The organism is Paractinoplanes tereljensis, assembly GCF_016862435.1.
Lineage (GTDB): Bacteria > Actinomycetota > Actinomycetes > Mycobacteriales > Micromonosporaceae > Actinoplanes > Actinoplanes tereljensis.
Genome location: NZ_BOMY01000055.1, coordinates 37032 through 50186, shown reverse-complemented (window position 1 = coordinate 50186; position 13155 = coordinate 37032). Strand labels below are relative to the sequence as shown.

The 13155-nt window shown below is 71.4% G+C and carries 8 protein-coding genes; 4 read left to right on the top strand and 4 right to left on the bottom strand.

Features of this window, described 5'->3' with window-relative positions:
• The first annotated feature begins 3 nt into the window (after positions 1-3).
• From Ate02nite_RS42895 to Ate02nite_RS42880, 4 genes are all read left to right on the top strand, one after another.
• A complete protein-coding gene (locus tag Ate02nite_RS42895; RefSeq protein WP_203813708.1) occupies positions 4-762 on the top strand; it encodes an ABC transporter ATP-binding protein in 759 nt (252 codons plus the stop codon).
• Complete coding sequence (locus Ate02nite_RS42890) at positions 759-3302, top strand: FtsX-like permease family protein (protein ID WP_203813707.1); 2544 nt, start codon at positions 759-761, stop codon at positions 3300-3302. The genes Ate02nite_RS42895 and Ate02nite_RS42890 overlap by 4 nt, the downstream gene beginning before the upstream one ends.
• A gap of 123 nt (positions 3303-3425) precedes the next feature.
• Positions 3426-5684: an N-acetylmuramoyl-L-alanine amidase gene (locus tag Ate02nite_RS42885; protein ID WP_203813706.1), complete on the top strand. Its 2259-nt coding sequence runs from the start codon at positions 3426-3428 to the stop codon at positions 5682-5684.
• A 20-nt stretch (positions 5685-5704) separates the two neighbouring features.
• Positions 5705-6682, top strand: coding sequence for an ankyrin repeat domain-containing protein (locus Ate02nite_RS42880; RefSeq protein ID WP_307873303.1), 978 nt, complete (start codon positions 5705-5707; stop codon positions 6680-6682).
• A gap of 387 nt (positions 6683-7069) precedes the next feature.
• Here the strand turns inward: Ate02nite_RS42880 and Ate02nite_RS42875 are convergent, their stop codons facing one another.
• The 4 genes from Ate02nite_RS42875 to Ate02nite_RS42860 all read right to left on the bottom strand — a co-directional run bounded on the left by Ate02nite_RS42875 (position 7070) and on the right by Ate02nite_RS42860 (position 13108).
• Positions 7070-8272 (bottom strand): hypothetical protein, encoded by a 1203-nt coding sequence (locus tag Ate02nite_RS42875; RefSeq protein WP_203813704.1) that lies wholly within the window; start codon positions 8270-8272, stop codon positions 7070-7072.
• A complete protein-coding gene (locus tag Ate02nite_RS42870; RefSeq protein ID WP_203813703.1) occupies positions 8256-8483 on the bottom strand; it encodes a hypothetical protein in 228 nt (75 codons plus the stop codon). Before Ate02nite_RS42870 ends, Ate02nite_RS42875 begins: the two co-directional genes overlap by 17 nt.
• Position 8484: 1 nt before the next feature.
• Positions 8485-11970 (bottom strand): SGNH/GDSL hydrolase family protein, encoded by a 3486-nt coding sequence (locus Ate02nite_RS49620; protein ID WP_203813702.1) that lies wholly within the window; start codon positions 11968-11970, stop codon positions 8485-8487.
• A 355-nt stretch (positions 11971-12325) separates the two neighbouring features.
• On the bottom strand, positions 12326-13108 hold the full coding sequence (locus Ate02nite_RS42860) for a glycosyltransferase family 2 protein (RefSeq protein ID WP_275423003.1): 783 nt from the start codon (positions 13106-13108) through the stop codon (positions 12326-12328).
• Between the last annotated feature and the right edge of the window lie 47 nt (positions 13109-13155).

Below are 13155 nucleotides of genomic sequence, written 5' to 3'. Positions count from 1 at the left end.
GACATGTTCGTGAAAACGGCGGAGCAGGACACCCTCGCCGCCGTCGCCGCGGTCGACCTGGTGAAGGTCTACGGCAGCGGCGACACCGCGGTACGGGCCCTGGACGGGGTCACCGTCGGGTTCACCCGGGCCCAGTTCACGGCGATCATGGGCCCGTCCGGGTCCGGCAAGTCGACGCTCATGCACTGCCTGGCCGGCCTCGACACGGCCACCTCCGGGCAGGCGCTGCTCGGCGGCACCGACCTCACCCGGCAGTCCGACCGGGTGCTCACCAAGGTGCGCCGGGAGCGGATCGGCTTCGTCTTCCAGTCGTTCAACCTGCTCCCGCAGCTCACCGCCGAGCAGAACATCCTGCTCCCGCTCGAACTGGCCGGCCGCAAGGTCGACCGGCACCTGTTCGGGCACCTCACCGAGGCGCTCGGCATCACCGGCCGGCTCAGCCACCGGCCCAGCGAACTCTCCGGCGGCCAGCAGCAGCGCGTCGCGGTGGCCCGCGCCCTGGCGTCGCGGCCCGAGGTGGTCTTCGCCGACGAGCCCACCGGCAACCTGGACTCCCGCTCCGGCGCCGAGGTACTGCTCTTCCTGCGCAACTCGGTGCGCGAGCTCGGCCAGACCGTCGTGATGGTCACCCACGACCCCGCCGCGGCCGCCTACGCCGACCGGGTCGTGCTGCTCGCCGACGGCCGGGTGGCCGGCGAGGTCCAGTCGCCCAGCCTGGCGTCGGTCACCGAGGCGCTGCAGTCGCTGGCGGCCAACCGATGAGCGCGGTCCTGCGCACCCAGCTGCGCGGCGTCGCCCGGCGACCGGCCCGGCTGCTGCTCACCGGCCTCGCCGTCCTTGTCGTGTCGTTCGTCGTCTACGCCACCGTGCTGGCCCAGACGATCACCGAACGCAGCGTGCTCAACGGGCTGTCCGGCACGCCCGAGGCGGTCGACCTGGTCGTCGACAACGGCAGCATCTCCACCGCCGAACTCGCCGCGATCGGCAAGATCCCCGGCGTGGCCGAGACCGCCGGGCGGCTCGACGCCGGCGGCCAGATCGGCACCGAATACCTCAACCTCTCGGCCGACAGCGGCACCGGGCCGCTGTCGGTCACCACGCTGACCACCGGCCGCAAACCCAGCGCGCCCGGCGAGATCACCATCACCGCGCGGACCGCCGAACGCCTCGGCCTCAAGGTCGGCAGCACCACCAAGGCCACCTTCCGCTACAGCGACGACGGCAAACCCATCGACCCGGCGACCCTCACGGTGGTCGGCATGGTCGAGGGCCCGGAGGATTACGGCTTCCAGGCGTACGCGCCCCAGGCGACCGTTTCCACCCTGGTCGGCGACACCTACCTGCGCCGGATCGACCTCCGCCTCGCGCCGGGAGCCGACGCCGACGCCGTCCGCCAGCAGGTCCAGACCCTCACCGCGGCCGCCGCGAGCAAGGTCAAGGAGGGCACCAAGCCGGAGATCGCCACGGGGGCAGATGTCCGGCTGGCCGAGGCCACCCAGAAGGCCGAGCAGGTCAACAGTGTCTTCGAGGTGATCGCGGTCTTCGTGGCGATCGCGGTCATCGCGGCCGGCCTGGTTGCCGCCTCCACCTTCCGGATCGTCTTCGCCCAGCGGATGAAGCAACTGGCCCTGCTGCGCGCGGTCGGCGCCGGCCGGGGTGGGGTCTCGCTGTCCCTCGCGGTCGAGGGAGCGCTGGTCGGCCTGGCCACCGGCACCACCGGCGTGCTGCTCGCGCTCGGCGCCGGCCACCTGATACCGGCGCTGGTCCGTACGTTCGGCCCGAAGATCGAATCGCCCGGCTTCCCGCTGCTGCCCGCGCTCGGCACCATCGCGCTGGCCGTGGTGATCACCATGGTCGCGGTGGTGGCGCCCGCCTTCACCGCCGGCCGGGTGTCGCCGCTCGAGGCGTTGCGCGGGGCCGGCACCACCGGCGCCCGCAAGGACATCGGCAAGCTGCGCTGGGCGGCCGGACTGCTGCTGGCCGTCGTGGCCGGGCTGCTGGCCGGCTTCGTCGCCACCCGGCTGCCGGGCCGCGACCCCAAGGACTACGACCCCAGCACCAACCTCCTCGCGGTGGTGGCCTCCGGCGGGTTCGCCTTCCTCGCCCTCATCGCGCTCGGCCCGGCCCTGGTCCGGCCGGTGCTGTTCCTGCTCGGCATGCCGATCCGCCGGTCCGGGCCGGTCGGCCGGCTCGCCGCCGGGGGAGTGGGCGCCGCGCCGCGCCGGGCCGCCGCGGTCAGCGTGGTGGTCGCGCTCGGCGTCACCCTGATCGCCGGCACCCTGGTCGGCGGCGCCTCGATCCGGCTCCTCGCCGACCGGGAGACCGCCTCGTCGGCACCCGCCGACTACGAGCTGACCACCAACGGCGACCCGCTGATCAGCGCGGCCGTGGTCGACCAGCTCAAGGCGCGGCCGGAACTGGCCAACGTCACCCCCTACCGGCGGCTGTCGGTGAAGGTGGCCGGCACCCAGGTCAACGAGCTGGACGCCAACGACCTGAACATCGGTTCGCTGCCCGAGCTCAAGAAGCTCGACGTGGTCGGCGGCAGCCTCGCCGACCTCGGGCCCGGCAAGGTCGTCATCTCCGGGTTCACCGCCGACATCACCGGGCTGCGGGTCGGCGACCAGGCGTCCCTCAGCAACGGCAAGAAGGTCCGCAAGCTGACCGTGGTGGCAAAACTGCCGGACTCGGCGCCGCTCGGCTCGGCCATGGTGCTTGACCCGTCTGACCTGACCGCGCTCGGCGCCCCGGCCGGTTACGCGGGGCTGCTCGCCGACGCGGCCACCGGCGGTGAACAGGGCCGGACCGACGGGCGGCGGGCGCTCACCGACGCGAGCACCGCGGCCGGTGGGCAGTGGGGGATCGACGTCCTCGCCGACCAGCGCGACGAGATCGACAAGGAACTGACCGTGCTGCTCGGCATCGCGCTCGGGCTGATCGGCCTCACCGTGATGATCGCGGTGGTCGGCGTGGGCACCACCACGGCGCTGTCGGTGGTCGAGCGGGTCCGGGAGTCCGGGCTGCTGCGGGCGGTCGGCCTCTCCCGGGGCGGGCTGCGGATCATGCTGACCACCGAGTCCGCCCTCTACGGCGTCATCGGCGCCGCACTCGGGCTGGCGCTCGGGGTCCCGTACGCCTGGCTCATGGTCAAGGCACTCGGCGTGAACGCGCCGCTCAGCCTGCCGGTCGCCCAGCTCGCGGTGGTTTTCGTCATCCTCGTGCTGCTGACCGCGGCGGCCGGCGTCCTGCCGGCCCGCCGCGCGGCGAGGGTCAGCCCGGTCGCCGCCCTCGGCACCGAGTGAGAACTCCGATCGCCGGCCGCCCTTTGCCCCCGGCGGCCGGCGATCGGTCTTTTGGGATGGCAGGCCGATCATTACTTCCGCTACCCTTCGCGGCGGCACGGCCGGGACTAGGGGGACATAGGCGTGAATCGTCAGCTGGCGATCGGAATCGGTACTTCGGTGGCGCTGCTGGCCGCCGGCGGGGGCGCGATGGTGTTCGCCTGGAACGAGGACGGGTCTGCGGCGTCCTTTCAGGACGGAATCACCGCGATGCCGCCCGACCCGCACCCGGCCCAGCCCTCGATCACGGCCTCGCTGACCACGATCAACATCTCGGCGGCGTCGCTCAACCTGCCCGAGCAGAAGACCAAGGTCTTCAGCCTGCTCGGCATCACCTGGAACGACCCGAAGGACGCGCCGGACGGGACCGTGCAGGTGCGCACGCACAGCATCGCCACCGGGAAGTGGAGCGGCTGGCAGGTGCTCTCGGCCGGTGAGGGTGGCGCGGACAGCGCGGAGGGCTCGCACGCCCGGGGCGCCACCGAGCCGCTGTGGGTCGGTGCCTCGGACGGGGTGGCCGCGCGGATCGTGCCAGCCGACGGGTCGGCGGCGACCGCACTGCCGGCCGGGCTGCGCCTCGACATGATCGACCCGGGTAGGTCGGGCGGCCGGGGTGGCGGCGAGCCGGATCCGTCGGCGTCCGCTTCCTCTGACATTCCGGAAATTTCCGATTCGTCTTCGCCGGCCACTACCGAGCCCACCACCGAGCCCACCACCGAGCCGACTACTGCTCCTACGACGACCGCGCCCACCACGGCACCGACGACCACCGCGCCGACCACCACCGCGCCGACCGTGGCGCCGACCACCACCCTGCCGATGCCCACCTCGACGGCGCCGCTGGAAACGCCGCTGCCGTCCTATGTGAGCCGGGCTGCCTGGTCGGCCGACGAGACCCTGGTCACCGAGAGCATGAGTTACGCCAGCGAGGTGCGGGTCCTCTTCGTGCACCACACCGCGGAGACCAACAACTACAGCTGCGCCGACTCGCCGGCCATCGTCCGGGCGATCCAGAAGTACCACGTGAAGAGCAACGGCTGGGCCGACATCGGCTACAACTTCCTGGTCGACAAGTGCGGCACGCTCTTCGAGGGCCGGCGCGGCGGGGTCACCAAGGCGGTCATCGGCGCGCACACGTACGGCTTCAACACCTCTTCCGCCGGCATCGCGGTGCTCGGCAACTACAGCACCACCGGCTCGCCGGAACCGGCCGAGAAGACCATCGCGCAGGTCGCGGCGGCCCGCCTGGGTGCGTACAAGTACAACCCGGCCACCGTCGGCCAGCTCACCGAGAACGCCCCCGACGGCAAGTTCAAGCAGGGCCAGGTCGTCGACTTCCAGCGCATCTCCGGCCACCGCGACGGCGTGGCCACCGAATGCCCCGGCAACAACCTGTACGCCCGGCTGCCCGCCATCCGGGCACTCGCCGTGAACATGGTCTCCGGGCTGGCCGCGCAGCCGTTCGGCGGTGGCGGTTCGCTGGTCAGCGGCGTCTACTACGCGCGCGGCGTGGTCACCGTGAACTGGTCGGTGGCCACCCCGTCGAACCTGCTGTCCCGCTTCGAGATCCTGCTCGACGGCCAGGTCGCCGGCGTCGCGCCGCCCACCTGGCGTGCCTTCAACGTGGCCGTTCCGGCCGGGAAGCACGCGATCGCGATCCGGGCGGTCCAGCTGTACGGCGCCACCTCGGTGACCGGCTCGTCCGCCGTGTTCAGCGACGTGTCCGTGCCGTTCTTCTCGAGCGCGCCGGGCGTGCTGCTGCGCGGCGGCACCTACTCGGCCACCTCCGCCCCGGTGGCCGTCACCTACCGCGCCACCGACAACGTCCAGGTCGGCTCGCTGGCGGTCACCTCGCCGTCGAAGACCGGGCTGTCACCCACGTCGACGTACTGGAACACCGCGGTGCGGCCGTCGGCCAACACCACGTTCACGCTGACCGCCAAGGACTGGGCCGGCAATGCCCGTACCGCTTCGGTGGCGCGCAAAGCCGTGCCGCTGGCGGAGACCTCGGCCAAGCGGGCCGGCACCTGGACGGCCAGGTCCGGCAGTTCCTACCTGGGCGGCAAGGCCCTGGCCACGACCAAGAAGAACAGCAAGCTGACCTGGACGTTCACCGGCCGCTCGGCGGCCCTGCTGTTCTCCCGCGCGGCGAAGACCGGCAAGGCCGACATCTACCTGGACGGCAAGAAGATCGCCACGGTCGACACCAAAGGCGCGACCGCATACCGCCAGGGCCTGTGGGTCCGAGCCCTGACCCCAGGCAAGCACACGGTGACGGTGACGGCCCTGGCCACCGGCGGCCGCCCCACAGTCGTCTCAGACGGCCTCTTCTACATCCCGTAAGGCTGTCGTCTCTTACGCTGATGCGGTCCGACGGGCATCGGGAGGTACGGATGACGGATTGGTCGCGAATGGGGTACGGGTCATGGTCGAACCTCGCCGTGGTTCGGGAACGGCTCGCGGCCGGCGCAGACCCGAACACTCTCGCCGGCGGGCGCGGGCGGCCTTTGCATCACGCGGCGCGAGAGGGTTCGGCCGAAGTGGTGACGGAGCTGGTCCGGCTCGTTGACGACGTGGACGCCGTCGATGACGGGCGTACCGCGCTCTGGCTCGCCGTGCATGCCGGCCGGCCCGCCAACGCCCGCGCGCTCGTGGCCGCCGGCGCGGATCCCGAGCGGCCGATGATGGCCGGCTGGTCACCGGCGCGGCTGAGCCTGGCCGGGGCGACGCCTGATCTGTTCGACACGAGCGTGACGCTGACGCAGGCGGAGGCCGCCACGGTCGCGGAGGCGGGCCGGCTCATCGATGCGCTGGCCGATGTCGACAGCGAAGGAATGAGCCTGTGCTGCGTGACCGGAATCGACGCCACCGAGGCGGTGCGGCGCCTGGACGCCGCGGTCCTCGACGAGGAGATCGACGTCGAGGACATGTGGGACGCTGACGACGACGAGTCGATCCGGACGCTCGGCGTCACCGAGGTGCCCGGCGGCTGCATAATCAGCCAGCCGTGGGCGTACGGCGCATCCATGCCGCTGGTCGCGCTGCTGCTGTCGGCCGGCACGGTGTGCTACGGCATGTACGCCAACCCCAAGAGCGGCAACCAGGGCGAGGCCGCGCACGACGGTGTCATCACCGGCTCGGACCTGCACCCGGGCGGCGGCTGGTCCGAGGCGAACGCCCCCGCCGCCGAAGTCCTGCGTGACTTCCTGTACCAGCACCACGCCGTCGAGTACTGCTGCGCCTACGCCGCGGTGCGCCCCGCCGACGCCCGCCCGTTCACCGAGCCGGACCGGTGGGTCCGGCTACCCGCCCGCGACTGGTGGGCATCTTCGAGAAACTAGCGAACAAGCCTGGCGATTCCGGTCCTCGCCGACATGATCAACAGAGATCTTGGAACGCTGGGCCACTCAGCGGGGGGCAAATCGACAAGTTCGCCGCAGGCTGCCACGATGCTGCTGGATATAAGCGGCATTTTGGGGCGCTGTGGCCACGATGTGGAAGCGCCATCCGCAGGGTGGGATCGTGGGCTCGAGATGCGGGATACCTGCCCGGCCGCTGGGTGAGCGGAGCGCGGGCGGGGTTGGGGTCTCGTTGCGCGAGAGTCGCGGCACGTGCCGGTGTGGCACGCCGGTCGCGGGGTGCGGGCGGTCGGGTGTGGTTGCGGTTGGGGAGGTCGTTGCCCGTACCGGAAAGGCTTTGGTCTTAACCGGAAAGCTGTCCGGTCAGCTCTACCACGGCCTATCGCGGTGGGTCACCCGGCCGGTGGTGGCGTCCAGGGCGATGCCGGTCTTGCCGTCGCTTACCCGGACCACGTCGTTTGTCCAGTCGGCGGTGATCGGGCGGCCGGCCTCGGCCGCCTCGGCCAGCCAGGCGAACGCGCCGGCCAGCGGATATAGGTCGCCGCCGTCGGCCCACAGGGCGGCGGAATGCAGGTCGTCCTCCTCCTGGGGCTGCCAGAGCAGGATCTTCGCGGCGCCGGCGGCTACCGTGCGGGCCAGCGTGAGCAGGGCGACCGCGGCCCGGCGCGGCGATGACGCGGGCAGCGCGGGGTCTACGTCGGGGTAGAACTCGGCCCACCAGACCGGCAAGCCGGTGCGTTCGCGCAGCCAGCGGGTGGCGTCGGCGAACATCTCGGTGGCCGCTACGTCGCCGGCCGGGAAGTGGCCGTCCTTGGTCCGGCTCGAAGCATCCACCGCCACGAAGTCGGCGCCGGCCTTGTTGGCCATCCAGTAGTCGATCGCGGCCACCGCCCGGGGGTCGACCGTGCCCCACCGGCCGGTCAGCGGTGAGTCGACGTCCGGCCAGATGTCGAACACTACGTACGGGCCGCCGACCCGGGTTTCCGGGTTTGCCGCCTTGAGCGCGGCGTACACCTTGTTGTAGAGGCGGGTGTACGCCTCGATGTTCCAGTCGTTGCGGGCGGGGTCGTAGAAGCCCTTCAGCTCGTTCCAGACCAGGAAGTCGCGCACGTCCGGGTATCGGCGGGCGACCGCGGCCGCGAGCGCGGCGAAGTCGTCGAAGTGCTCCTCCCGGGGTGCGGTCTCCAGCTCGGCCCAGTCGGTGTGGCCGGCCTGGCCGCCCTTCATCCAGTCCGGTGCGCCGCAGAGGGTGAGCACCGGCTCGGCGGTCGTGCGGCGCAGCAGCGCCACCCGCTCGTCCAGGGTGTGCCAGTCGAAGACGCCCGGCGCGGGCTGCGGGTTGAGCGCGCCCCAGCCCATGATCTGCTGGTTCCCGGCCAGCGGTGTGGCCGCCAGGTAGTCCCGGGCCCGGGCGGCGGCCGCGGTGTCGCCGTCGGCCGTGTACTGGGTGTGGGTGACACCCAGCACCGGCCGCCGGAACTGCGGCCGGGCCGAGGACGGCACCGCGCCCACCGCGATCAGGGACAGGGCCGCGAGCAGAGCCCGGCGGGACCGGTCATGCGATCTCCACATAGACCCGCCCGGCCAGGCAGGCCATCAGGGCCACACACAGCAGGGTCAGGGCGATGTTGGCGATCAGGTCTTTGCGCCACCACCCGGACGGGTTGGCCCGGGTGTAGTGCAGCGAGTCGTAGGCCCGTTCGGTCACGACGCCGCGGACGGTCACCAGCGCCACGATCAGCGCGCAGAACACGCCGGCCATGATGTCGAGGGCAAGAGTCACGTCACTTCACCGTCTCCAGGTGGACCGAACCGGCCGGCGTGGTGGCCGAGGACCCGGTCGCGATCTTGATTGCGTCGGCGATCGCCCCGGCGATGACCTGGGCACCGGCCGCCGACGGGTGGAGGCTGTCGATGGTCTGGTCGGCCTGTTTCCAGTTGCCGTCCGGCGCGGCCAGCAGCGAGTAGACGTCCACCACCGGGACGCCGGTCTGCGCGCCGAGCTTGGTCAGCTCGGCGTTGTAGGACGGAACCACGGTCGGGTCGCCGTTCGGTGGGGAGTTCACCAGCACCGGCTTCGCCCCGGCGGCCTGAACTTCCTTGATCATGGCGAGCGTGTCGGCCATCGAGGACGCCGTCGACCGGGCCTGGTAGATGTCGTCCGGACCACCGTAGATCACCACCGCGTCCGGGCGGTCGGTGGCCAGCAGGGCGGTCAGCCGCTTGCGCATCTTCGCCGTCGACTCGTCGTCGGCACTCGCGTTGATCATCTTGACCGGGGCGACCTGGTCCAGCGCGTCTCGCGCCATGCTCGGCCAGGACCGGGTGCCGTCCTCGCCGGCCACCGGGTTGGAGTCGCCCAGGGTGACCGAGTCGCCGATCGCGAGAACGGTCGGCACCCGCGACTTCAGCAGGGTGATCTCGCTGTCCCGGTGCTCCGTGGTGAACCGGACGGTGGCCAGCAGCTGGTCGATGACCGTGTTGGTCCAGCCGGCCGGCAGACCCTGGGTGAGCTGCCCGTAGATGTCCTGCTGCTTGGTGATGGCGACCACGTCCGGGTCGGTCTCGACCACGCACTGGGCCACCGACTTGGTGTCCAGGCAGTTGGGCATCACCTCGGTGTAGGTGACCTGGCCCATCTTCTCGAAGCCGCCGACCACGTACGAGTTGAGCTGGGAGAGCCGGGTTCCCGGCGTCGCCTGCGCGAAGAACTGCCGCATCACCGCCACCTGATGCGCGGTGACCTGGGTGAACCCGTCGTTGGCGGACCGTGCGACAAGCCCGATCGAGGTGACCGTGAGTACCGCGACGGCGGTCGCGATCACCGGCAGCCAGCGCGGCTGCGGCGCCGGTCCCGGGACCGCGACGGTGGTCGCCTTGGCCGGCGGCAGGAACGCACCGGCCGCCAGCATCGCCACCCAGGGCAGGGCGAACAGCCAGACCCGGAGGAACATCTCGCCGCCGTAGCTCTGCACGAGCACGAACGACGCCGGGCTGCCGGCCAACACCGCGATCAGGAAGCCGGTCCGCAGTCGTCCGCCGCGCCACCAGCGCAACGCGCCGATCCCGGCGAACAGGCCGATGATCGCGATCAGGCCGAGCCGGACGGTCTGCGCCAGCTGGCGCGCCTCGCTGCCGGCCAGCCGCTCGGTCAGGTTGTTGCCGACCACGCTGTCGACCGCGCCGACGTCCTGGGTGAACAGCGTCAGGTGGCCGGCCCAGAAGTCGTGCGCGCCCAGCACCAGCCAGGTCATCGGCAGCACGGCGGCCACCACGACCAGGCCGCGCGGGCGCAGCCCGGCCAGCACGGCGAGCAGGAACATCACCCCGGCCAGCAGGTACGGCGTGAGCTGGTGGGTCGGCGCCAGCGCCGCCATGACGGTGACGAGGATGCCGATGGTGGCCGCGCGGGCCACCGGCCGGTGACCGTCCAGCCCCGGGTCGAGCCGCGGCACGCCGCCGTCGTTGCCCTGCACCAGGCGCCGGCACAGCAGCCGCATGGCCAGTGCCACGGCACACAGGAACAGCAGCAGCGCCAGGCTCTGCGGGGAGAAGTACTCCTGCTCGACCCAGTCGCCGGCCAGGAAGATCCAGAGCGCCAGCCAGATGGCCCGGGGCGGCAGCCGCAGCGCGCGGCCGATCAGTCCCATCGGGACCATCCAGCCCATCATCATGACGACCGGCGCCCAGCGCAGCATCGGCGCGGCGTCGGCCATGCCGGCCGCCTTGGTGAGCACCGCGGCCAGGGTGAAGAAGCCGGCCCAGGAGAATCTCGCGTCAAAACTCTCAAGAACGGCGCCGTGCTGGGCGATGTAGTCCGTGAAGCCGACGTGCAGCCAGGCGACCGGGAGCCGGGCGGCGTTCTCGACGAGGGGTTGGAGGGCGTACGTCTCGATGACCAGGACCGCGGTCAGCAGGTAACCGCGCCAGGCGATGACCGGTGAGCGGCGCAGCTCGATCACCATGGCCCCGACCAGCAGGGCCAGCGCGACCCAGCACAGCGGGCTCAGCGCGTCGACCATGCCGAGCAGGCCGAACTGCGACGAGTCGGTGAGCTGGGCGCCGACGAACCAGACGATCAGGCTGACCGCCGCGAGTACCAGGCTCAGCGGGATCCGCTTCAGGAACGGCTGGGCCGCAGCCTTCTCCGGTGCCTTCTCGGTGGCCTTCGCCGGTTCGGGTTCGGGCTCAGCGGTGGGCCGGGGCCGGAGCAGGTGTGGCAGGGCGCCCGCCGCGGTGGCTACGGCCCAGAGGATGACCGCTATGCGGGGATGCCAGAAGTGCGTCACCAGCTGGAGCATCGCGAGCAGCAGGCCCATCGAGATGCTCAGCGCGATCGAGGCGGTGATCTCGACGAGCCGCTCGCGGAAGCGGATGTAGGAGACCGCGACCCAGCCCGGTACGACCAGCACGAACGCCACCAGCAGCACGGCCCGCCCCGGGAAGGCGATGTTGACCGCGGTGCTGCCGGCGACCAGCAGTGAGATGACCATCGCGACGATCGCGAGCGGGCGGCGGAGATCCTTGGCCGGCCCCAGCGTTGATACGGCGGTCTCGATGGCCGGCGCGGGGAGCACGGTGGTCTCGTCGGGCGAAGCGGGCGAGGTCGGCGCGGCGGGCGGGGTGGGCGCGCCATAGGTGCGGCCCTTGTCGGCCGGCGGCGTCGGCTTCACCTGGGGTGCCGGAAGCACGGTGGTCTCGTCGGGCGAGGCGGGCGGGGCGGGCGGGGTAGGCGCGCCGTAGGTGCGACCTTTTTCGGCCGGCGGCGTCGGCTTCACCGGGGGTGCCGGGAGCACGGTGGTGTCGGCAGGTGAGGCGGGCGCGCCATAGGTGCGACCTTTTTCCGCCGGAGGCGCGGGTTTCGCCGGAGACGCGGGTTTCGCCGGGGGAGCAGCCGGAGGCGCGGCCTGCGCCGGGGGAGTCGCCGGAGGCGCGGGTTTCGCCGGAGGCGCGGGCTGCGCCGGTGTCACCGGGGGAGCCGGGGTCTCGACCGGGGGAGCCTGGGTCTCGGCCGGGGGAGCGGGCGCGCCGTAGACGCGGCCTTCCTCAGCCGGCTTCTTGGGTGGCGCGCCGTAGACGCGGCCCTCGTCGGTGGGTTGCTTGGGCGGCGCCCCGTAGACCCGGCCTTCCTCGGCCGGTTTCTTGGGCGCGGCACCGTAAACCTTGCCCTCTTCGCCCCGCTGCTTGGGTGCACCGGTGGTGCGCCCCGGCACGATCGGCGGTGTGGGTGCCCCGTAGACGCGACCGGATGACTGATTCTCAGTGCCCACCGAGCACCGCCTTCTCGAACAGGCCGGCTCTGCCGTCGGCTCCGGGGTTGGGCGCCGGCAATCCGACCAGGGGGTTCACGAGATCGTTCTCCAGGAGATGAGGGGCGTCGAAGTCGCGGAACGGCTGCTTATGAGGGGCGCGGGGGTGGCCCAACCAACCTTCCAACTCCGGGACAAACTCGCTTCCGCATTGAGTGCAGGGTTGTGCGACGGTCAGCAGGGCAGGCTACCGCATTGGCCTGACGATTTCACCCATTCGGGTTTTGACTTCCGGCCAAAAGCAGCAAATGGTGCGTATGCCACGAGGCCGCCCGGCTGAGCCGGGCGGCCCGACGTGTGTCGGCTGTGTTGCTCGTTACGCGGCCGTGGAGGTCTGGTGGGCCGGGGTCTCGGCCGGGGCCCCGAAGCCGAAACGCTCACGCATGATCGTGCGGACCACCCGGAACCCGTCGCGGAAGGTCTGCAGGTTGCTCTCGCCGTACATCCGGCGGAACTCGAAGCTGGCCACCTCGTCGATGCGCACCCCGGCCTTGGCGACCCGGGTGTTGATCAGGGTCTCGATCTCGAAGCCGTCACCCCAGCGCGGGGCGGTGGCGTCGGTGTGGTCGGGCAGGCCGAAGATCGGCACGCAGTCCTTGCGGAACGCGTTGTAGCCGTAGCAGAGGTCGGAGAAGTGGGTGCGGAACAGCACGTTGGTCATGAAGTTCAGACCCCAGTTGCCGACCTTGCGCAGTGCGGTGATGTCGTCGCTGCCGCCGCCCTTGGCGAACCGGCTGCCCTTGGCGTAGTCGGCGCCGGCGTCCAGCGCGCCGGTGAACCGGGCGATCTCGCGCGGGTCCATCGAGCCGTCCGCGTCGATCATCACGATGTAGTCACCGGTGCAGGCCGCGAAACCGGCCGCGAGGGCATTGCCCTTGCCCTTTCGTGCCTGGTTGACGACGACGATGCCGGGCCAGCACTTGCGGGCCACTTCCACGGTGTCGTCGACGGAGTTGCCATCGACCAGGATGACCTCGTCGATGTCCTTGGGCATGTGCCCGAGGACGTGCGGCAGGTTCCGGGCTTCGTTCATGGCCGGTATCACGACACTTACGCGGGGGCGGCGCTTGCCGCCCGAGCTGGCCGGCTGTCGCGGCACGGTGATTTCCGTGGTTCGGCTGCTGCCAAGGATGTCGTCGACGGACA

What these genes read in the sequence shown, in the direction of transcription:
- Ate02nite_RS42895 (WP_203813708.1), top strand. Translation starts at nt 4, where the DNA reads ATGTTCGTGAAAACGGCGGAGCAGGACACCCTCGCCGCCGTCGCCGCG.
- Ate02nite_RS42890 (WP_203813707.1), top strand. Translation starts at nt 759, where the DNA reads ATGAGCGCGGTCCTGCGCACCCAGCTGCGCGGCGTCGCCCGGCGACCG.
- Ate02nite_RS42880 (WP_307873303.1), top strand. Translation starts at nt 5,705, where the DNA reads ATGCGGTCCGACGGGCATCGGGAGGTACGGATGACGGATTGGTCGCGA.
- Ate02nite_RS42875 (WP_203813704.1), bottom strand. Translation starts at nt 8,272, where the DNA reads ATGTGGAGATCGCATGACCGGTCCCGCCGGGCTCTGCTCGCGGCCCTG.